19 protein-coding genes are annotated in these 20,102 nt (G+C 70.0%); 14 read left to right on the top strand and 5 right to left on the bottom strand.

Translation table 11 applies throughout. The features are described 5' to 3' along the window. Nucleotides 1–9: 9 nt before the first annotated feature. Nucleotides 10–444: a [NiFe]-hydrogenase assembly chaperone HybE gene (hybE, locus tag NFC98_RS09590; RefSeq protein WP_254274778.1), complete on the bottom strand. Its 435-nt coding sequence runs from the start codon at nt 442–444 to the stop codon at nt 10–12. Between the two features lie 113 nt (nt 445–557). On the opposite strand from hybE, the gene NFC98_RS09595 reads away from it, so the two are divergent. The 5 genes from NFC98_RS09595 to NFC98_RS09615 all read left to right on the top strand — a co-directional run bounded on the left by NFC98_RS09595 (nt 558) and on the right by NFC98_RS09615 (nt 5,032). Next, nucleotides 558–1,391 (top strand): inositol monophosphatase family protein, encoded by an 834-nt coding sequence (locus NFC98_RS09595; RefSeq protein ID WP_254274779.1) that lies wholly within the window; start codon nt 558–560, stop codon nt 1,389–1,391. A gap of 291 nt (nt 1,392–1,682) precedes the next feature. Then, a complete protein-coding gene (locus NFC98_RS09600; RefSeq protein ID WP_254274780.1) occupies nt 1,683–1,958 on the top strand; it encodes a GrxA family glutaredoxin in 276 nt (91 codons plus the stop codon). Nucleotides 1,959–2,068: 110 nt separating this feature from the next. Then, entirely contained in the window at nt 2,069–3,043 is a 975-nt protein-coding gene (locus NFC98_RS09605; protein WP_254274781.1) for a bifunctional enoyl-CoA hydratase/phosphate acetyltransferase, read from the top strand. Continuing rightward, nucleotides 3,040–4,203: an acetate/propionate family kinase gene (locus tag NFC98_RS09610; RefSeq protein ID WP_254274782.1), complete on the top strand. Its 1,164-nt coding sequence runs from the start codon at nt 3,040–3,042 to the stop codon at nt 4,201–4,203. The genes NFC98_RS09605 and NFC98_RS09610 overlap by 4 nt, the downstream gene beginning before the upstream one ends. A gap of 61 nt (nt 4,204–4,264) precedes the next feature. Further along, nucleotides 4,265–5,032, top strand: a complete 768-nt coding sequence (locus NFC98_RS09615) for a DUF1338 domain-containing protein (RefSeq protein ID WP_254274783.1) — start codon at nt 4,265–4,267, stop codon at nt 5,030–5,032. 213 nt (nt 5,033–5,245) lie between these two features. Here the strand turns inward: NFC98_RS09615 and NFC98_RS09620 are convergent, their stop codons facing one another. Together NFC98_RS09620 and NFC98_RS09625 are read right to left on the bottom strand one after the other, a co-directional pair. After that, nucleotides 5,246–5,908, bottom strand: a complete 663-nt coding sequence (locus NFC98_RS09620; protein WP_254274784.1) for a CoA transferase subunit B — start codon at nt 5,906–5,908, stop codon at nt 5,246–5,248. Nucleotides 5,909–5,964: 56 nt separating this feature from the next. Next, nucleotides 5,965–6,666, bottom strand: a complete 702-nt coding sequence (locus tag NFC98_RS09625) for a CoA transferase subunit A (protein WP_254274785.1) — start codon at nt 6,664–6,666, stop codon at nt 5,965–5,967. A 164-nt stretch (nt 6,667–6,830) separates the two neighbouring features. On the opposite strand from NFC98_RS09625, the gene NFC98_RS09630 reads away from it, so the two are divergent. The 6 genes from NFC98_RS09630 to NFC98_RS09655 all read left to right on the top strand — a co-directional run bounded on the left by NFC98_RS09630 (nt 6,831) and on the right by NFC98_RS09655 (nt 12,013). Beyond that, nucleotides 6,831–7,730 carry a LysR family transcriptional regulator gene (locus NFC98_RS09630; protein ID WP_254277821.1) on the top strand — a complete coding sequence of 300 codons (900 nt, stop codon included), beginning with the start codon at nt 6,831–6,833 and terminating at the stop codon, nt 7,728–7,730. Between the two features lie 92 nt (nt 7,731–7,822). Then, nucleotides 7,823–8,692, top strand: a complete 870-nt coding sequence (locus NFC98_RS09635; RefSeq protein WP_254274786.1) for an acyltransferase — start codon at nt 7,823–7,825, stop codon at nt 8,690–8,692. Next, nucleotides 8,638–9,564, top strand: a complete 927-nt coding sequence (locus NFC98_RS09640) for a LysM peptidoglycan-binding domain-containing protein (protein WP_254274787.1) — start codon at nt 8,638–8,640, stop codon at nt 9,562–9,564. Before NFC98_RS09635 ends, NFC98_RS09640 begins: the two co-directional genes overlap by 55 nt. Before the next feature lie 115 nt (nt 9,565–9,679). Beyond that, a complete protein-coding gene (locus tag NFC98_RS09645) occupies nt 9,680–10,840 on the top strand; it encodes a glycosyltransferase family 1 protein (protein ID WP_254274788.1) in 1,161 nt (386 codons plus the stop codon). After that, nucleotides 10,812–11,354: a phosphatase PAP2 family protein gene (locus tag NFC98_RS09650; RefSeq protein WP_254274789.1), complete on the top strand. Its 543-nt coding sequence runs from the start codon at nt 10,812–10,814 to the stop codon at nt 11,352–11,354. The genes NFC98_RS09645 and NFC98_RS09650 overlap by 29 nt, the downstream gene beginning before the upstream one ends. Nucleotides 11,355–11,392: 38 nt before the next feature. Further along, complete coding sequence (locus tag NFC98_RS09655; protein WP_254274790.1) at nt 11,393–12,013, top strand: alpha-ketoglutarate-dependent dioxygenase AlkB; 621 nt, start codon at nt 11,393–11,395, stop codon at nt 12,011–12,013. Nucleotides 12,014–12,145: 132 nt separating this feature from the next. Here the strand turns inward: NFC98_RS09655 and gcvT are convergent, their stop codons facing one another. Both gcvT and NFC98_RS09665 read right to left on the bottom strand, forming a co-directional pair. Then, the gene (gene gcvT, locus NFC98_RS09660) at nt 12,146–13,258 is read right to left on the bottom strand and encodes a glycine cleavage system aminomethyltransferase GcvT (protein ID WP_254274791.1); all 1,113 of its coding nucleotides are present in this window, start codon (nt 13,256–13,258) and stop codon (nt 12,146–12,148) included. An 87-nt stretch (nt 13,259–13,345) separates the two neighbouring features. Beyond that, the gene (locus NFC98_RS09665; RefSeq protein WP_254274792.1) at nt 13,346–14,752 is read right to left on the bottom strand and encodes a sodium:alanine symporter family protein; all 1,407 of its coding nucleotides are present in this window, start codon (nt 14,750–14,752) and stop codon (nt 13,346–13,348) included. A 520-nt stretch (nt 14,753–15,272) separates the two neighbouring features. Here NFC98_RS09665 and gcvH point away from each other — a divergent pair. From gcvH to NFC98_RS09680, 3 genes are all read left to right on the top strand, one after another. Next, nucleotides 15,273–15,665, top strand: a complete 393-nt coding sequence (gcvH, locus tag NFC98_RS09670) for a glycine cleavage system protein GcvH (RefSeq protein ID WP_183330658.1) — start codon at nt 15,273–15,275, stop codon at nt 15,663–15,665. Nucleotides 15,666–15,766: 101 nt separating this feature from the next. Next, entirely contained in the window at nt 15,767–18,661 is a 2,895-nt protein-coding gene (gcvP, locus tag NFC98_RS09675; RefSeq protein ID WP_254274793.1) for an aminomethyl-transferring glycine dehydrogenase, read from the top strand. Between the two features lie 197 nt (nt 18,662–18,858). Next, entirely contained in the window at nt 18,859–20,082 is a 1,224-nt protein-coding gene (locus NFC98_RS09680; protein WP_254274794.1) for a sulfite oxidase, read from the top strand. Nucleotides 20,083–20,102 lie beyond the last annotated feature (20 nt).

The raw sequence follows: 20,102 nt of genomic DNA on the forward strand, positions 1-20,102 counted from the left end.
GGCGCTACCTCACCGCGCCTCGTCCGGCGCCATGACACGCTCCATCAGCTGCTGGGCCAGGCGGCTGGCCGCCTCGCGGCCCGGGAGGTCGGAGAGGTCGTCGAGCAGCACGCGACGCCAGCACCAGTGGTCCGCATCGACGTGGAAGGCCTCCAGGTCATAGTGCCCGGAGGGCAGCGCGATCCGGAGACGGCTCCCGGCGGCCGGGGCCGGCAGCCCCGCAGACGCTGGCAGCCCCGCCAGCGCCAGCGACAGCGGGGTGACCAGGGCGCCGAGCAGCAGGTCGCCGTGCTCGGCGTCCCGCAGGGGCTGGAAGCAGAGGGCATCGGCCACCAGGCGGGGATTGAACTGCGGCAGCGCCTTGGCCGCCTTCAGGTGGTGGTGGGTCCACGCCTCGGCCAGCGCGCGCAGCCGGGCATACTGTTCGGGGTTCAGGGCCTGCATGGGCATCTCCCGTGGGTGGGGGCGGGCAGTATAGCGGAGCGGCACGGCCCGGGCAGCGCCTGGCCCGCCACGCTGCTAAGCTGAGGGCCTGCCCATGCCATCGAGGGAGCCCCATGACCGACGCCGAACGCCTCGAACTGGCCATCGAGATCGCCCGCGAGGCCGGCGAGATGATCGCCGACGCCCGCCGCAGCCAGACCTTCGGCCAGCGCTACAAGTCGGGCCAAGAGCTGGTCACCGACGTGGACGTGGCCGTCGACACCCATATCAGCGCGCGACTCCGCTCGACCTGTCCCGACGAGTCGCGGCTCAGCGAGGAGCTCGCGCCGGATCGCAGCGAGCTCGCCAGTGGCCAGCCGCTGTGGGTCGTCGACCCCGTCGACGGCACCGTCAACTTCGCCCACGGCCTGCGCCACGTGGCGGTCTCCATTGCCTGGGCGGTCGAGGGGCGGGTCAGGGTGGGGGTGGTGCACGCCCCCTTCCTGAGCGAGACCTTCACCGCGGTGGCCGGCCAGGGTGCCCACTGCAACGGCACGCCGATCCGCGCCAGCCGCTGCCACGACCTGTCCCACGCCCTGGTGGGCACCGGCTTCCCCTATCGCCGGGACAGCCGCCCGCCGCTGATGCGCCGCCTGGCAGGCGTCCTCGAGCGCTGCCAGGACGTGCGACGCAACGGCTCCGCCGCCCTGGACCTGTGCGACGTGGCCTGCGGCCGCCTGGATGCCTACTACGAGAGCGTCTCCCCCTGGGACTTCGCCGCGGGCTGGCTGATCGCCCGGGAGGCGGGGGCCACCACCGGGCACCTCTACCCATGTCCCGAGGGGATCCCGGAAGACCTCTATGGCGAAAACCTGCTGGTCTCGAGCCCGGCCCTGCATCGCGAACTCGGGGAGCTGCTGCGTCGTGCCGACGCCGGCGAGCTGGATGGCTCCTGGGCATCGCCGTGACGCCAGGCATCTACCCCGCCTGGCGTCCCCGACTAGGCGTCCCCGACTAGGCGTCCCCGACTAGGCGTCCCCGACTAGGCGTCCCCGACTAGGCGTCCCCGACTAGGCGTCCCCGACTAGGCGTCCCCGACGATAGGCGCCGCCAATGGCGGGACTCGAGGGCCGCTATTGGCCTTCGCCGTCGCCATCGGTCACAATGCCCCTCGTTCTGATAACCACCCCTGATTCCGAACTGGCACCCGCCTGCCGCGGCGCCATTACCCGTTCCCACCAGCGCCCAGGAGCCCGTCCATGCACGTCACTATCTTCGGTCGTCCCGGCTGCCCCTTCTGCGTCTTCGCCAACGAGCTCGCCCAGCAGCTTGAGAGCGCAGGCGCCATCGAAGGCTTCCGCTACGTCGACATCCAGGCCGAGGGCATCACCAAGGCCGACCTCGAGAAGACCATTGGCAAGCCCGTCCATACGGTGCCGCAGATCTTCGTCGACCAGACCCCGATCGGCGGCTTCACCGAATTCGACCGTTACGTGCGGGACCGGTCGCTGCTGGACACCGTCGCCGCTCGCTGACCCCCTGACGCCGCCCCGGGCGGCGGTTCGTGGTGATGCCGTCGTGGGGCGCCCCCCGACCGGGTGCGGATGCTACGCTGGGGAGGTTCCCCCACGTCACGGAGTCGCCCATGGCGCATCCCCCCACGTCACCGGCCGCCGAGGCCCACTGGCACCAGACCGGCGAGCAGCATCGTCGCCTGATCGACAGCACCCGTTCCCTCGAGGCGCTCACCACCGCGGTGGTCCACCCCTGTGACGAGCCTTCCCTGGCCGGAGCCCTGGCGGCCTGGCGGGAGGGAATCATCGTCCCTCTGCTGATCGGCCCCCGCCACCGCATCGAGGCCGCCGCCGAGGCCCTGGGGGAGTCCCTGGACGGCCTGACGCTGATCGACACCCCCCACAGCCACGCCTCCGCCGAGCGAGCGGTCGAACTGGCCGCCCAGGGCGAGGTCGAGGCGCTGATGAAGGGCTCCCTGCATACCGACGAGCTGATGTCCGCCGCGGTGGATCGCCGCACCGGGCTGCGTACCGAACGGCTGATGAGCCATGTCTATGCCCTGGACGTGCCCAGCTACCCCCGGCCCCTGCTGATCTCCGACGCCGCCCTGCATATCACCCCCGACCTGGCGGCCAAGCGCGACATCATCCAGAACGCCATCGACCTTGCCCGGGCGCTGGGCATCTCTAGACCTCGGGTAGCGCTGCTCTCGGCGGTAGAAACGGTGCGCTCCACCCTGCCCTCCACCATCGAGGCCGCGGCGCTGTGCAAGATGAGCGAGCGCGGCCAGATCCACGGCGGGGTGCTGGATGGTCCCCTGGCCATCGACAATGCCGTCTCCCTGGCGGCCGCACGGCAGAAGGGGCTGGGCTCCGAGGTGGCCGGACAGGCCGACATCCTCATCGCCCCCAACCTGGAGTCGGCCAACATGATCGCCAAGCTGCTGATCCACCTGGCCCGTGCCCAGGCCGCGGGGCTGGTGGTGGGTGCCCGGGTGCCCATCATGCTGACCAGCCGGGCCGACGACGCGGAGACACGCCTCGCCTCGGCGGCCCTGGCGATGCACCTGGCCCGGGTGACCCCGGCCCCGGACGACGCCCAGTGAGCCGCCTGCTGGTGATCAACGGCGGCTCGGCCACGCTCAAGTTCGGCCTCTATGACGACGGGCGCTGCTCCCTGCGCGGCCTGGTGGAACGGCTCGACGAGGCCCCGCGGCTCCGGCTGCTGCAGGGGAGCCTCGACGATGACGACTTCCCCGCCAGCGAGGGCGGCCACGCGGCGGTGGCCGAGGCGCTGCTGGCCTGGCTCGACCGCCGCGTCGGGCTGGCCACCCTCGACGGGATCGGCCACCGGGTGGTTCATGGCGGCACCGCGCTCGACGCGCCGGTCATGCTGGACGATGACCACCTGACATACCTGGCCGGCCTGGAACCCCTCGCACCGCTGCACCAGCCCCCCGCCCTGGCCATCATCCGTGCGCTGCGCGAGCGCCTGCCGGCCATGCCCCAGGTAGCCTGCTTCGACACCGCCTTCCACCGCACCCAGCCGCGGGTGCACCAGCTGTTTGCCCTGCCCCGCCGCCTGGCCGACGAGGGGGTGCTGCGCTACGGCTTCCACGGGCTCTCCTATGCCCATGTGGCACGGCGGCTGCCCGAGCTGGTGGGCGAGCGAGCCCGCGGGCGGGTAGTGATCGCCCATCTGGGCCAGGGCTGCAGCCTGTGTGCCCTGCAGGACGGGCGCAGCCTGACCACATCGATGGGCTTCACCGCCCTGGACGGCATGATGATGGGCAGCCGCTGCGGCAGCCTGGACCCCGGGGTGGTGCTGCACCTTCAGCAGCAGCGGGGCATGTCCGCCGAGGAGGTCGAGCGGCTACTCTACCGGGAAAGCGGTCTGCTGGGCGTCTCGGGGCTCTCCGCCGACATGCGCGACCTGCTGGCCAGCGACCACCCCCATGCCGAGGAGGCGGTGGCGCTGTTCATCGAGCGGCTGCTGCGCGAGATCGGCGCCCTGGTGGCCCTGCTCGGCGGCCTGGATGCACTGGTCTTCACCGCCGGCATCGGCGAGCACGCCGCCGAGATCCGCGCCCGCACCGCGCGGCGCCTGGCATGGCTCGGGGCAAGCCTGGACGAGGGTGCCAACCGGGAGCATGCGCCACGCTTCGACGACGGCAGCGGGCCCGCCCTGGTCGTGTTGCCCACCGACGAGGAGGCCGAGATCGCCGCCGCCACGCGTCGCTGCCTGGAAACGTCTTCCCCTCGTTGAAAGCCCCCCGGGGTGCTGTGCCTATACTTCCCGCCAGCATCATGACAAGGGAAGCGTAACGATGCAGAGGGAAGAGTTCGTCCAGCAGCTCTGGCTGGACTATGTCCACCAGCACCCCGAGGTCGGCGGGCTACGTCTGTGGCCGGTCGATGCCCCGGTCGAGTACCTGGCGCTGCTCACCCTGAACCACGGCCCGTTCGGCATGGATGCCCTGCTGCCGACCCTTGCCCACCTGGGCTATCGTCCGCGCCACCGCCACGCCATGGCCGACCGCGGGCTGCTGGTCAGCCTGCTCTCACCCCCCGACGACGGCCCCTGGCTGGTCCTCGGCGAACTGCAGCTGGGCACCCTCTCCCGGCGCCCCAGGGAGCGGCTCGAGGCGCTGGTCGCCCAGGCCCCGCGGGAGGACCAGCGCGGCCAGAACCTGCTGTGCCGCGGCCGCCCCTGGCCCATGCCCGACTGGGAGACCTACCTCGCGCTGTGCCAGGCGCATCCGCTGGCCGGCCTGCTGTCGATCAACGGGCCGCGGATGCACCACGCCGGCTTCGACTGCGGGCGTCTGGGCCAGCCCATCGCGGTGCTCGACGACCAGCTGCGGCAGGCCGGGCTCAGCGGCAGCACCGATCGCCACCACGGGATCTTCCCGGTCTCGCCCCTCCTCGACTACCGCTTCTACCCCACCTGCTCCCGGCGCCTCGCCTTCGCCCAGGGTGACGAGCATCGCGTGGAGCTCGGCGGCCTGGCACTGGTGCAGAAGGAGGTCTCGGCCAACCAGGAGCGTGCCGTGGAGCTGCTGCTGCCCCACCACACCCGCTGCGAGGTCTCCTGACCCGCCGCCCCTGTCGCTGCAGCGCCGCAGAGTCATCCACAGAATCTGTGGATAACGCTGTGCAAGAGCTCCCGTCATCCCGCCGGACCCCGCGCCCCGGCGGCGCCCGAGGCGAAACGATCAGTTTTTCGACAGCCCGAACGGCCGCGGCCCGGACACAGGGTCCGGGCCGCGGGGGTCATGCCCTGCTCGTCAAGGAGCAGGCGTCAAGGATCAGGCGTCGAAGGTCATCTCCGGGACATGGTCCGGCACGACGAGCTTGCCGGCCGTCTTCTCGACGATCTCCTCCACCGAGACACCCGGGGCGCGCTCCTTGAGGTGGAAGGCGCCGTCCTTGATCTCCAGGTAGGCCAGGTCGGTCAGCACCCGGTTGATGCAGCCGGCGCCGGTCAGCGGCAGGGTGCACTTCTCGAGCAGCTTGGATTCGCCGTGCTTGGAGGCATGGGTCATGGTGCAGATGATGTTCTCGGCGCCGGCCACCAGGTCCATGGCGCCGCCCATGCCCTTGATCAGCTTGCCGGGCACCATCCAGGAGGCGATGTTGCCCTCCTGGTCCACCTCGAAGGCGCCCAGCACCGTGAGGTCGACGTGGCCGCCGCGGATCATGGCAAAGGATTCCGCCGAGTCGAAGATCGCCGCGCCCGGGCGGGCCGTGACGGTCTGCTTGCCGGCATTGATCATGTCCGGGTCGACCTCTTCCTCGGTGGGGAAGCGACCCATGCCCAGCAGCCCGTTCTCGGACTGGAGCATGACGTCGATGCCCTCGGGGACATAGTTGGCCACCAGGGTCGGGATGCCGATGCCCAGGTTGACGTAGAAGCCGTCTTCGAGTTCGCGCGCCACGCGCTGCGCCATCTGTTCGCGAGTCAGTGCCATCTTGTTGCCTCTTGCGTTCGGGTGAGAAGCCTAGGGGTTCGTGCAGCGTCGCGCCTTCAGCCTTCGCGGACGGTGCGCTTCTCGATGCGCTTCTCGAAGGTGCCCTGGATGATGCGGTCGACGTAGATGCCGGGGGTGTGGATCTGGTCCGGTGCCAGTTCGCCCGGCTCGACGATCTCCTCGACCTCGACCACGGTGATCTTGCCGCAGGTGGCGGCCAGGGGATTGAAGTTCTGGGCGGTGTCGCGGTAGACGACGTTGCCGTAGCGATCCGCCTTCCAGCCCTTGACGATGGCGAAGTCGGCGTGGAACGCCTCCTCGAGGATGTAGTGGCGGCCGTTGAACTCGCGCACCTCCTTGCCCTCGCCGATCGGCGTGCCGTAGCCGGTGGCGGTATAGAAGGCGGGGATGCCGGCGCCACCGGCGCGCATCTTCTCGGCCAGGGTGCCCTGGGGCGTCAGGATCACATCGATCTCGCCATCCAGCATCTGGCGCTCGAACAGGGCGTTCTCGCCCACGTAGGAGGCATAGATGCGCGAAATCTGCTTGTCCTCCAGCAGCAGGCCCAGGCCGAAGCCGTCGACGCCGCAGTTGTTGGAGAGCACGGTGAGGTCCTTGACGCCGAGGCGCTTGATCTCGGCGATCAGGTTCTCCGGGATGCCGCACAGGCCGAAGCCGCCGGCGGCCACGGTCATGCCGCTCTCGATGCCGGCCATAGCCTCTTCGTAGGAGTACACGCGTTTGTCGAATCCGGACATAGTGGCGCCTCGTGTTGTTGTCGATGGATCTTGCGGGGTGAAGGATAGCGGGTCACGGGTGACACGATGGGACCTAGTGTTGTGCTTGGCCATATATTTGTTAAGTTTGTTTTTCTTATCGATTGATTTGATCAGTCTATTAATTGGACCTTGGTAGTATGTCGATGACCGTCAAGCAGCTCCGTGCCTTCCTCGCCGTGGCCCAGACACTGAGCTTCACCCAGGCCTGCGAGCGGCTGCACCTCTCCCAGCCGGCGCTGAGCCTGGCGATCAAGGGCCTCGAGGAGACCCTCGGGGGGCGGCTGCTGATCCGCAGCACGCGCAGCGTGCGCCTCACCCCCGAGGGGGAATCCCTGGTACCGCTGGCCAAGCGGCTGCTGGCCGAGTGGGACAACACCGAGGAGCTGCTGCGCCAGCGCTTCACCCTGCAGCTCGGCCGGCTGGCGGTGGCCGCCATGCCCTCCTTCGCCAGCAACCTGCTGCCCCCGGCGCTGATGGCCTTCCGGCGCCGCCACCCGCGGGTCAACGTCACGGTCCACGACGTGATCAACGAGCAGGTGATCGACATGGTCCGCAATCGCCAGGTGGAGCTGGGTATCGTCTTCGAGCCCGAGGCGACCGGCAGCCTCGGCTTCACGCCGCTGTTCATCGACCGCTTCGTCGCCGTGGTACCGGCCGACTCCCTGCTGGCCGGCCACGAGCGACTCGACTGGGCGACCCTGCTGACCCACGACTTCATCGCCCTGCAGCGCCCCTCCATGGTCAGGCGGCTGCTGGAGCAGCAGCTGCGCCGCCGCGGCATCACCCTGCCCTGCGCCTTCGAGAGCCACCAGCTGGCCACGGTGGGGCGCATGGTGGCCAGCGGTCTGGGCGTCAGCGCCGTGCCCTCGCTGTGCCGCCGCCAGATGGAGGCGCTGGGGGCGCGCTGCCTGCCCCTGGAGGCGCCGGTGATCGAGCGGGCGGTGGGCATGATCACCCACGGCGAGCTGTCGGCGGCGGCGCTGGCCCTGCGCCAGGTGCTGGTCGAGACCATCGCCCCCCCCGAGGGGAGCCGCCCGGCCTGAGCCGCGGCGCTGGGCAGCCGTGCGACGATCCTTTAGCATTGCCGCAACCACCCGACCGCGCCACCCCCGGCCCACCCCACAGGGAGAGACGCATGCCGATCCTCAAGGGGCTCGTCAGCCTCCTGCTGCTTGTCCTGACCACCGCCTTCTGGGGCATTCCGCTGATCCTGCTGACCCTGGTCAAGCTGGTCACCCCGGGGCGTCGCCTGCGCCGCCGGGTGCTCCAGGGCCTCAACTGGGTGGCGCTCAACTGGGTCGGCAGCAACCTCTGGTGGATGCGCCGCTGGCTCAAGCCCCGCCTGGCGATGACACTGCCCGAGGGGCTGTCACGGGACCAGTGGTGGCTGGTGCTCTCCAACCACCGCAGCTGGACCGACATCTTCCTGCTGTTCCTGGCGCTGCACCGGCGCATCCCCATGCCGCACTTCTTCGTCAAGCGCCAGCTGATCTGGGTGCCCATCGTCGGCCTGGCCTTCTGGGCCATGGAGTTCCCCATGCTGCGCCGCCTCAGCCGCGAGCAGCGCGAGCGCAACCCCCAGCTGGCACGCCGCGACCGGGAGGCCACCGAGCGCATGTGCCGCCACGCCCGGGAGCGCCCCATCGCCATCTACAACTTCGTCGAGGGCACCCGCTTCACCCCGGCCAAGCACGCCGCACAGGACTCCCCCTACACCCACCTGCTGCGCCCCCGGGCCGGCGGCATCGCCCAGGTGCTGAACCTGCTCGGCGACCGGCTCGGTGGTATCCTCGACGTGACGCTCCACTACGAGAATCCCGACCCCACCTTCTGGGGCTTCCTGTGCGGCCGGGAGGGGCGCGTGGCCCTCGTGGCCAGGCGCCTCGAGATTCCCGCCTGGATGCTCGACGGCGACTACGACGACCCGGACTACAAGGAACGCTTCCACTCATGGCTCAACGCCCTGTGGCAGGACAAGGACGACGCACTCTCGCACTCCTCCTGATCGCGCTGCTGCTTGCCGGCTGCGCCTCGCGCCCCGACGGAACCACCACCCGCGACACGGCCAGCGCCGCCAGCGGCTGGGTCACCGTCCAGCGTGGCGACACCCTCGGCGAGATCGCCCGGCGCGGCGAGGTCCCGCTGGAGCGCCTGCAGCGCTTCAACCCGGGGGTCGACGCCCGCCGACTGGCGGTGGGCCAGAGACTGCTGATGCCCACCCAGCAGGAGCGCGCTCCCTCCGGCGGCCCCTACCGCTACCAGGTGCGGCCCGGCGACACCTACTCCAGCATCGCCCGGCGCTTCGACACCCGGGCCTCGCGGATCCAGGCCGCCAACCCCGGCATCGAACCCACCGCCCTGAGGGTCGGCCAGGTCATCCAGGTACCCCTCTCGGGCGGCGGCGCCACGGCGAGCCGCGGAACGTCCGGGAGCGGTTCGGGCGGGAGCAGCGGAGGCTCGCCCCCTCGCGCCAGCCTGCCGGACCCCGGCGACCTGCCCGCCTCGGCCCGCAACTGGCCCTGGCCGCTGGCGGACTACCGCATCGTGCGCCGCTTCGGCAGCGACGGGCGGGGGACCCTGCAGCCGATGCTGCTGGCCACCAGCCGGGGCGCCCAGGCACGGGCGGTGGCCGACGGCGACGTGCGCTTCGCCGACAGCATGCGCCAGCTCGGCCAGGTGGTGATCGTCCACCATGCCGACAACCTGCAGAGCGTCTACGCCCTGTGCGAGCGGACGCTGGTGGCCGACGGCGACCGGGTCAGCCGCGGCACCCCGCTCTGCGAGGTGGGCTACAGCAACACCACCGAGCGCCACGACCTGCTCTTCGACCTGCGCCACGGCGGCAAGCCCATCGACCCGCGCCGCGTCCTGCGCTGATTCCGGCGCACTGTCACCGACGGGTCACGGGGGCGTCGCCGAGGCGTCATGCCGGCATGACATCCTCGACACCTGACGGGGCCCCTTCCGGGCCCGCGACAGGACGAGGAACGTCATGCGCATCTGTCTGGTGAGCGAGACATGGACGCCCGACATCAACGGGGTCGCCCACACCCTGGGCCAGCTGAGCGGCGAGCTCCACTCGCGCGGCCTTCGGCTGCAGCTGATCCGCCCCCGCCCCCTGACCCCGGCCCCGCCACGCAGCGCCGGCATGGAAGCCGAGCTCAGGGTGCGCGGGGTCTCCGTGCCCGGCTACCGGGAAGTCCGCCTGGGCCTGCCCGCCAGCCGCGCGATCCTGCAGCTGTGGCGCGAGCAGCGCCCCGACGTGGTCTACCTGGCCACCCAGGGGCCGCTGGGCTGGTCCGCCCAGCGGGTGGCGAGGCGCCTGGCCATACCGACGGTCGCCGGCTGGCACACCAACTTCGACCACTACTGCCGCGACTACGGCTTCCCCTGGCTCGCCCCGCTGGTCATCCGTCGCCTGCGCGCCTTCCACAACCGCTGTGCGGCCACCCTGGTCCCGACCCGCGACCAGGCTCGAGCCCTGGCGGCCCAGGGCTTCGACAACCTGCGCCTCATGGCGCGCGGCATCGACGGCGAACGCTTCTCCCCGGCCCATCGCGACCCCGAGCTGCGCCGCCGCTGGGGCGCCGGCGAGCATCGCCCGGTCGCCCTCCACGTGGGGCGCCTGGCCCCCGAGAAGAACCTCGACCTGCTGCGCGACACCTTCCTGGCGATGCAGGACACCCGGCCGGACCTGCGCCAGGTGATCGTCGGCGACGGGCCCGGAAGGCGCCTGCTGGAACGGGCCCTGCCCGAGGCCCACTTCACCGGCTTCATCGACCCGGAGGCGCTGGTACGCCACTACGCCAGCGCCGACCTCTTCATCTTCCCATCGCTCTCCGAGACCTGGGGCAACGTCGTGCTCGAGGCCATGGCCAGCGGGCTCGGCGTGGTGGCCTTTCGCCACGCCGCCGGCGCCGAGCTGATCGACGACGATGTCAACGGCGTTACCGCGCCCGCCGACGACCCGACGGCGTTCCGCGAGGCGGCGGTGACCCTCTGCCAGCAGCCGGCACGCACCGCCCGGCTGGGGCGTGCCGCGCGCCAGCGGGCCCTGGCCTACACCTGGCCGGCCATCACCGACGACTTTCTCGCCACCCTCGACCTCGCCCGGGAGACACCTCATGGAACCTCGCGCCCACGCCCTGCTTGAACGGCTCGACCTGGTGGAGTGGCGGCTCTGCCAGCGCATCGGCCGGCTCAACCTCTACCGCCCCTGGCTGATCCTGCTGCGCCTGGCCAGCCGGCTCGGCGACTGGCCGGCCTGGGTCGCGCTGATCCTGGCTCAGCCACTGCTGCACGTGTCCGGCGGCTGGCGAGCCCTGCTGCAGTACACCCTGACGGCCCTGGTGGCCATCGCCGTCTACCGGCTGATCAAGACCCGCCTGTGCCGGGAGCGTCCCTTCATCACCTTCGTCGGCAACGTGCGCTCCCACGAACCGGCTCGGGACCGCTACAGCTTCCCCAGCGGGCATACCATGCACGCGGTGCTGTTCCTGGCGCTGACCGCGAGCCATCTGCCCTGGCTGGCGCCCTGGCTGGTGCCGCTGGTGGTCCTGATCGCCGTCTCGCGGGTCGGCCTCGGCCTGCACTACCTGAGCGACGTGGCCGCCGGAGCCGCGCTCGGGCTGCTCTTTGCCCTGGCGAGCCTGGCCCTGGTCGGCTGAGCCTCGTGGGATCGCCCCCGCCATGGCATCCTTGGGTGATGCCGACCGACATCCTGCTGCCCGACCCGCCCCTGTGGCTCACGACTCCCCTGCTGGGAGAGCCTGCCGCTTCGGCACTGCTGCACACTCTCGATGCCGAGCTGGCCTGGCAATGCCCGACGCTGCGCCTCTATGGCCGGGAGCACCCCATCCCCCGCCGCCAGGTCTGGATGGGCGACCCCGAGGCGCGCTACCGCTACTCCGCTCGGGACTTCCATCCCGATCCCTGGCACCCCACCGTGGCCGCCCTTCGCGACCGGGTGACCGATGCCCTGGCGGCCTCCGGCACACCGGCCCGCTTCAACAGCGTGCTGCTCAACCGCTACGCCGATGGCGAGGAGCGCATGGGCTGGCACAGCGACGACGAGCCCGAGCTCGGGCACGACCCGCTGATCGCCGCCGTGTCGCTGGGGGCCGAGCGCCCGCTGCGCTTCCGCGGCAAGCCGGGCGTGGTCCGTCCCGGCGACGCGGGCCCCATATCACCCTTCAACGTCTGGCTGCCCCACGACAGCCTGCTGGTGATGGGCCCCGGCGTGCAGGGCGCCCTGCAGCACGCGCTGCTGCCGCGCAAGATCCCCGGGCTGCGCATCAGCCTGACCTTTCGCTGGGTGGGTGGCTGATCGGCTCGCTTCCAGGCCAGTGGCGGGCTAACATGCCTGCAAGGATGATAACGGTATAAAAAACCACACCCCACAACGCACAGCGGCCACCCTCGGGTGGCCGCTGTGCGTTGCCATGGTCGCCGGGCCGGCTCAGCCCCGATAGTAGCCCGGCGTCACGAAGGGCATCCGGCTCACCGTCATCGGCAGGCGCTTGCCGCGCACCTCGGCGTAGACGGTGGCCTCCACCTCGGCGTGCTCGATGGCCAGGTAGCCCATGGCCACCGGCCTGCCCACGCTGGGGCCGAAGCCGCCGGAGGTGACCACGCCGATGCCCTTGCCCTCGGCGTCAAACAGCGCGGCGCCCTCGCGCACCGGGGCGCGCCCCTCGCCCAGCAGGCCGACGCGCTTGCGCCGGTGGTCCTTCGCCTCCACCTGGTGCAGGATCAGGTCAGCGCCCGGGAAGCCGGCGGCCCGCTCGCCGCCGCGCCGCCGCGGCTTGCCGATGGCCCAGACCAGGCCGGCCTCCACCGGGGTGGTTTCGGTGTCGATGTCGTGGCCATAGAGGCAGAGCCCCGCCTCGAGGCGCAGGGAGTCCCGCGCGCCCAGGCCGACCGCCTCCACCTCGGGCTCGGCCAGCAGGCGGCGCGCCAGGGTCTCGGCCTGCCCGGCCGGCACCGAGATCTCGAAGCCATCCTCGCCGGTATAGCCGCTGCGGCTGATCCACACCGGGATGCCGTCGACCTCGAAATGGCCGTGCTGCATGAAGACCATCTCGCAGGCCGCCGGGCAGAGCCGGGCCATCACGTCACTGGCCCGGGGTCCCTGCAGCGCCAGCAGGCCACGGTCGAGCCCCTCGACCTCATGCCCCTCGGGCAGCCCCCGCCGCAGATGGGCGATGTCCTGCTCCTGGCAGGCCGCGTTGACCACCAGGTAGAGGTAGTCACCGGCGTTGACTACCATCAGGTCGTCGAGGATGCCGCCCTCCTCGCCGGTGAACAGCGCATAGCGCTGCATGCCTTCGGGAAGGCCGACGATATCCGCCGGCACCAGGGTCTCCAGCGCCTCGGCCGGGGACGGCCCCCGCAGCAGCAGCTGCCCCATGTGGGAGACATCGAACAGGCCGCAGGCGGCGCGGGTATGCTCGTGCTCCTTCTTCACGCCGAGCGGGTACTGGACCGGCATCTCGTAGCCGGCAAAGGGCACCATTCTGGCGCCCAGTTCCACGTGCAGGTCATACAGGGGCGTTCGCTTGAGTTCGCTCATCTCGTCTCCCTCGGGGGTAGCCGGGTGATGGGGCCCGACGCTCGAGAGGTGCCCCGGGGGGCACCTCTCGAGCGCGTCGGACTTGGATCAGCGCTTGTCGTGGTCGAGCTCCTCGCCCGGTAGGATCTCCTTGCCGTCGAAGTAGTCACGGGTGAGCTTGAAGACCACCGGCGACAGCAGCGCCAGGGCGATCAGGTTGGGAATCGCCATCATGGCGTTGAAGGTGTCGGCCATCAGCCAGATGAACCCCAGCTGGGCGATGGCCCCCAGCGGGATGGCCAGCACGAACAGCACCCGGTAGAGCATGATCGAGCGGGTGCCGAACAGGAACTGGAAGCACTTCTCGCCATAGAAGGACCAGCCCAGGATGGTGGTGAAGGCGAACACCGCCAGGGCCAGCGAGACGATCTGGTTGCCGAAGCCGGGCAGCGCCGCATCGAAGGAGAGCGCCGTCAGCGAGGCGCCGGCCTCGCCCTCGACCCATACCGTGGAGGTCAGGATCACCAGGGCGGTGATGGTGCAGATGACGATGGTATCGATGAAGGTCCCCAGCATGGCGATCAGGCCCTGGCGCACGGGGTTCTTGGTCCTGGCCGCGGCGTGGGCGATAGGCGCACTGCCCAGGCCCGCCTCGTTGGAGAAGATGCCGCGGGCCACGCCGAAGCGGATAGCCGCCATCACCGCGGCACCGGCGAAGCCGCCCATGGCCGCATGGGGATTGAAGGCATAGTAGAAGATCATGCTGAAGGCCTCGCCGATCTGGCCGGCATTGACGATCAGCACCAGGATGCCGGCGATCACGTAGAGGATGCCCATCACCGGGACCAGCTTGCCGGCCACCTTGGCGATGCGCTTGATCCCGCCGAGGATCACCGCGCCGGCCAGCACCATGATCACCACGCCGGTGAGCCAGTGCGGGATGCCGAAGGTGGAGTCCAGGGCGTCCGCCACGGAGTTGGACTGCACGGTGTTGCCGATGCCGAAGGCGGCCACGGCACCGAAGAAGGCGAAGGCGCCGCCCAGCCACAGCCACTTCCTGCCCAGGCCGTTCTTGATGTAGAACATCGGGCCGCCGACGTGATAGCCGGTGCTGTCGGTCTCGCGATAGCGCACGGCCAGCACCGCCTCGGCGAACTTGGTGGCCATGCCCACCAGGGCGGTAATCCACATCCAGAACACCGCCCCCGGGCCGCCCAGCGCGATGGCCGTGGCCACGCCGGCGATGTTGCCGGTACCGATGGTGGCGGAGAGCGCCGTCATCAGGGCGTTGAAGGGCGAGATCTCGCCATCGTCATCGCCCTTGGGCTTGCCGTCCGGCGCCTTCTTCGGGTCGCGGCCCTGCCACATCAGCCTGAAGCCCATGCCGAGCTTGCGGATCGGCATGAGCTTGAGGCCGATCTGCAGGTAGAGGCCCACCCCCAGCAGCAGGATGAGCATCAGCGGCCCCCAGACCACGCCGTTGATGGCACCGAATATACTGTTCAAGGTTTCCACGAGAATCTCCCTAATTCGCTTGTTGTTGTGAACTGCCGTCTCGCGGCGGACTGGACCAGACGAATCTCTCGCCACAGCCGGCACCGATCGAAGGATCAGCAGAACGAACCCGCGTAACATAGCGGATCATGCCGTCTCAGCACCAGCCTCGAGTGCGCCATACCAATCAAGCAGGGCAGAGTCATGTTTCCTATCGGAAACCGGCGGCGCCCCGGTGACGCCATCGCCTACGCCTCTGAGCGCAGAAGTCGCGGCGCGTAAGCCGGCCCCGCCCGGGCCAGCCTCCAGAAAGCGTAGTGAGCGCATCGCAACGCGTCGACTCGCCGCGCACTGCCCGGCCGACGGCAGCCTGAGGGCGCCCCCTCTCCCGCCGCGACTGGACGTCGGCCCCGCCGCGGGCCACCCTGAGGGGGCCGGCGACGCCCCGGGCACGGGGCGCCGACACCCGGAGACTCGCCAAACGCCGTCAATGGCGTTAGCATTCGCGACACCAGAAACCTTTTTCGTATAGGAAAACGTGATGAGCTCAATCCCCGCCAACCTGCGCTACGCCGAAAGTCATGAATGGGTGCTGGACAACGGTGACGGCACCGTGACCATCGGCATCACCGACCACGCCCAGGAGGCCCTCGGCGACGTGGTGTTCGTCGAGCTGCCCGAGGTGGGCCGCAGCCTCGACACGAAGGAGGAGTTCGGCGTCATCGAGTCGGTCAAGGCCGCCTCCGACCTCTATGCCCCGGTGGCCGGCGAGGTGATCGCCGTCAACGAGGCCCTCGAAGATGCGCCCGAGACCGTCAACGAGGCGCCCTACGAGGGGGGCTGGATCATGAAGGTGCGCCTCGCCGACGCCGCGCAGCTCGACGACCTGCTGGATGCCGACGGCTACCAGGCCGTGGCCCAGTCCGACGACTGAACCCGGCTCCCGCCACCGCTTCTCCCCCGGCCCCCGGCCGGGGTTCCGTCTATCGACCCGCGCCGCTGCCGATCGGCGCATCCACACGCACAGGGTGTCCCATGGCTCTCGACAATCGCCGCCTGGCCGAACTGGCCGCTCATGACGACTTCATCCAACGCCACAACGGCCCCAGCCGCGACGACGTCGCCACCATGCTGGCGCGCCTGGACATGGAGAGCCTGGACACCCTGATCGCGCGCACCGTGCCCGCGGACATTCGCCTGGGCCGCGAACTGGAGCTGGACCCGCCGCGGAGCGAGGCCGAGGCACTGGACTACCTCAAGCGCCTGGCGCGCCAGAACCGGGTCTTCAAGAGCTACATCGGCCAGGGCTACCACGGCACCCACCTACCACCGGTGATCCAGCGCAACGTGCTGGAGAACCCGGGCTGGTACACCGCCTATACCCCCTACCAGCCGGAGATCGCCCAGGGCCGCCTGGAGGGGCTGCTCAACTTCCAGCAGATGGTCATGGACCTCACCGGCATGGAGCTCGCCAACGCCTCCCTGCTGGACGAGGCGACCGCCGCCGCCGAGGCCATGGCGCTGTGCAAGCGAGCCAACAAGAAGGCGAAGAGCGACGCCTTCTTCGTCGCCGATGACGTGCTGCCCCAGACCCTCGACGTGGTGCGCACCCGCGCGGCCTACTTCGGCTTCGAGCTGATCGTCGCCCCGGCAGAGGAGCTGGCCGAGGCCGACGTCTTCGGCGCCCTGCTGCAGTACCCCGGCGAGAGCGGCCGCGTCCACGACCTGGCGCCGCTGCTCGAGACCGCCCGAGAGCGCAATATCATGACCTGCGTGGCCGCCGACATCATGGCGCTGGTGCTGCTCAAGGAGCCCGGGGCGCTGGGCGCCGACATCGTGGTCGGCAGCAGCCAGCGCTTCGGCGTGCCGATGGGCTTCGGCGGCCCCCATGCCGCCTTCTTCGCCACCACCGACAAGCTCAAGCGCTCGATCCCCGGACGCATCATCGGCGTCTCCCGGGATGTCCGCGGCGGCCAGGCGCTGCGCATGGCGATGCAGACCCGCGAGCAGCACATCCGCCGCGAGAAGGCCACCTCCAACATCTGTACCGCCCAGGCGCTGCTGGCCAATATCGCCGGCTTCTATGCCGTCTACCATGGCGCCGAGGGGCTGCGCACCATCGCCTCGCGCATCCACCGTCTGACGACCCTGCTGGCCCGGGGCCTGCAGGAGAAGGGAGTGGCCCTGGCCCATGAGAGCTGGTTCGACACCCTGCGCCTGACCGGCGTGGACGCCGGCAAGCTCCACGGCCGCGCCCTCACCCACGAAATCAACCTGCGCTACTTCGCCAACGGCGACGTGGGCGTCACCCTGGACGAGACCACCACCGCCCACGACCTGGACGTGCTGTTCGACGTGCTGCTGGGCGAGGAGCATGGCCTGTCGGTCAGCGCCCTGGACGAAGGCGCCGTGGCGGACGGGCTCGGCGGCATCCCCGCCGCCTGCCGCCGCGAGAGCGACTTCCTGACCCACCCGACCTTCACGCGCTACCGCAGCGAGACCGAGATGCTGCGCTACCTCAAGCGCCTGGAGAACAAGGACCTGTCGCTGACCCACGCGATGATCCCGCTGGGCTCCTGCACCATGAAGCTCAACGCCACCAGCGAGATGATCCCCATCACCTGGCCGGAGTTCGCCAACGTCCACCCCTTCGTGCCCCGCGATCAGGTGGCCGGCTACAAGCAGATGATCGACGAGCTGGCCGCCTTCCTGGTGGAGGTGACCGGCTATGACCACATCTCCATGCAGCCCAACTCCGGCGCCCAGGGCGAGTATGCCGGGCTGGTGGCGATCCGCCGCTACCAGGCGTCCATCGGCGAGGGGCACCGCGACGTCTGCCTGATCCCAAGCTCCGCCCACGGGACCAATCCCGCCTCTGCGGCGATGGTCTCCATGAAGGTGGTGGTGGTGGAGTGCGACGAGCACGGCAACGTGGACCTCGACGACCTGAGGGCCAAGGCCGAGCAGCACAGCGAGCGGCTCTCCGCGATCATGATCACCTACCCCTCTACCCACGGGGTCTTCGAGGAGAGCGTGCGCGAGGTGTGCGAGATCGTGCACGCCCACGGCGGCCAGGTATACGTGGACGGCGCCAACATGAACGCCCAGGTGGGCCTGACCCGCCCCGGCGATTTCGGCGGTGACGTCAGCCACCTCAACCTGCACAAGACCTTCTGCATTCCCCACGGCGGCGGCGGCCCGGGCATGGGCCCGATCGGCGTCAAGGCGCACCTGGCGCCCTTCGTCTCCAACCACGTGGTCACCCCCATCGAAGGCGTCAACGCCGACTGTGGCGCGGTCTCGGCGGCGGCCTTCGGCAGCGCCCTGATCCTGCCGATCTCCTGGGCCTACATCAAGATGATGGGGGCCCGGGGGCTGCGCGAGGCCACCGAGCTCGCCATCCTCAACGCCAACTACGTCGCCGCCCGTCTCGGCGAGCACTACCCCGTGCTCTACAAGGGGCGCAACGGCACCGTGGCCCACGAGTGCATCATCGACATCCGCCCGCTCAAGGCCGCCTCCGGCATCAGCGAGGAGGACATCGCCAAGCGCCTGATGGACTACGGCTTCCACGCCCCGACCATGTCCTTCCCGGTACCGGGCACGCTGATGATCGAGCCCACCGAGTCGGAGTCCCGCTACGAGATCGATCGCTTCTGCGACGCCATGATCGCGATCCGTGAGGAGATCAAGCGCGTCGAGGCCGGCGACTGGCCGGCCGACGACAACCCGCTGGTCCACGCCCCGCATACCATGGCCGACCTGATGGACGAGGCCTGGGCGCGCCCCTACTCCCGCGAGCTCGGCGCCTTCCCCTCCGAGGCGGTCAAGGCGGCCAAGGTCTGGCCGTCGGTGAACCGGGTCGACAACGTCTTCGGCGACCGTCAGCTGATCTGCTCCTGCCCGAGTATCGACGAGTATCGCCACTGATCGAGGCGACTGACCCGAGCGCCGGTCGCTCGACGCAAGTCCTTCAACACAGCAGGCCCCGCCATCGGCGGGGCCTGCTGCGTTGGAGGACCGGTTTGACCAATTCAGAAATGAAACTTATATAGATATGACAGGCTCGGGCGTCCCACCCGTGCCTCATCTCCGTACGACACCACAACAATCACAGGAGAGACCCCATGACCTCCCCGTCATCCTCCATGCCCCCGGAACCGACCCATACCCTGGACAACCCGGCACGCCGCACCCTGCTCAAGGGCAGCGCCGGCGCCCTGGCGGCGCTGGGCCTGATGCAGCTGACCCCGGTCGCCCGGGCGGAACAGGCCACCTCGCTGCCCGACTACGTGGCCTGGAAGCGCCAGCAGGACCTGATCGTCCACGGCCGCGAGACCATCGAGACCGAGCGCGCCGCGATCCGCAGCGGCGTGGTCACCCCCAGCCGCACGCTGTTCGTGCGCAACAACCTTCCCGCCCCGGACGCAAGCATCACCGATGACCCCGATGCCTGGGAAGTCAGCATCGAGGGCGTCCAGGAGCCACGCACCCTGACGGTCGGCGAGCTCAAGCGCATGGACGTCACCACCGTGGCCTCGGTGTTGCAGTGCTCCGGCAACGGCCGCGCCTTCTTCCCCCACGGGGCCAGCGGGACCCAGTGGTCCGTCGGCGCGGCGGGCTGCGTGGTCTGGACCGGCGTCCCTCTCAAGAGCGTGGTGGACGCCCTGGGCGGGCCGGTCGACGGCGCCCGCTACATCACCGGCACCGGTGGCGAGGAGATTCCCGAGGGGCTCGATCCCAAGGACATCATGGTCGAGCGCTCGGTGCCCATGGAGGCCATGGAGAGCGCGATCCTGGCCTGGGAGATGAACGACGAGCCCCTGGACCGCGCCCATGGCGGGCCGCTGCGGCTGGTGGTCCCGGGCTACTATGGGGTCAACAACGTCAAGTACGTCAAGCGCCTGGCCATGACCGAGGAACAGACGGATGCCAAGATCCAGGCCTCCGGCTACCGGGTGCGCGACGTCGGCGTGGGCGGCTCGCCGGACCAGCCCTCCATGTGGGACATGAACGTCAAGTCCTGGGTGACCCTGCCCCTGGACACCACCCACGAGGGCGAGAACCTGATCTACGGGGTCGCCTTCGGCGGCACCACGGCGATCGAGCGGGTCGAGGTCTCGGTGGACGGGGGCGACAGCTGGCAGGAGGCGGAGATCATCGGCCCTGACCTGGGGCCCTACGCCTGGCGCCCCTTCGTCATCAAGGCCAGTCTCTCCCCCGGCGAGCACCGCATCGTCTCACGGGCCACCGACGTGGCGGGCAACAGCCAGCCCCGTGAACGCACCGAAAACGAACGGGGCTATGGCCATAACGGCTGGGAGGATCATGGCGTCACCGTGACGGTCTGATCCCCCTCCCCATCGGGCAG

Source organism: Halomonas sp. 3H, assembly GCF_024206005.1.
Lineage (GTDB): Bacteria > Pseudomonadota > Gammaproteobacteria > Pseudomonadales > Halomonadaceae > Halomonas > Halomonas campaniensis.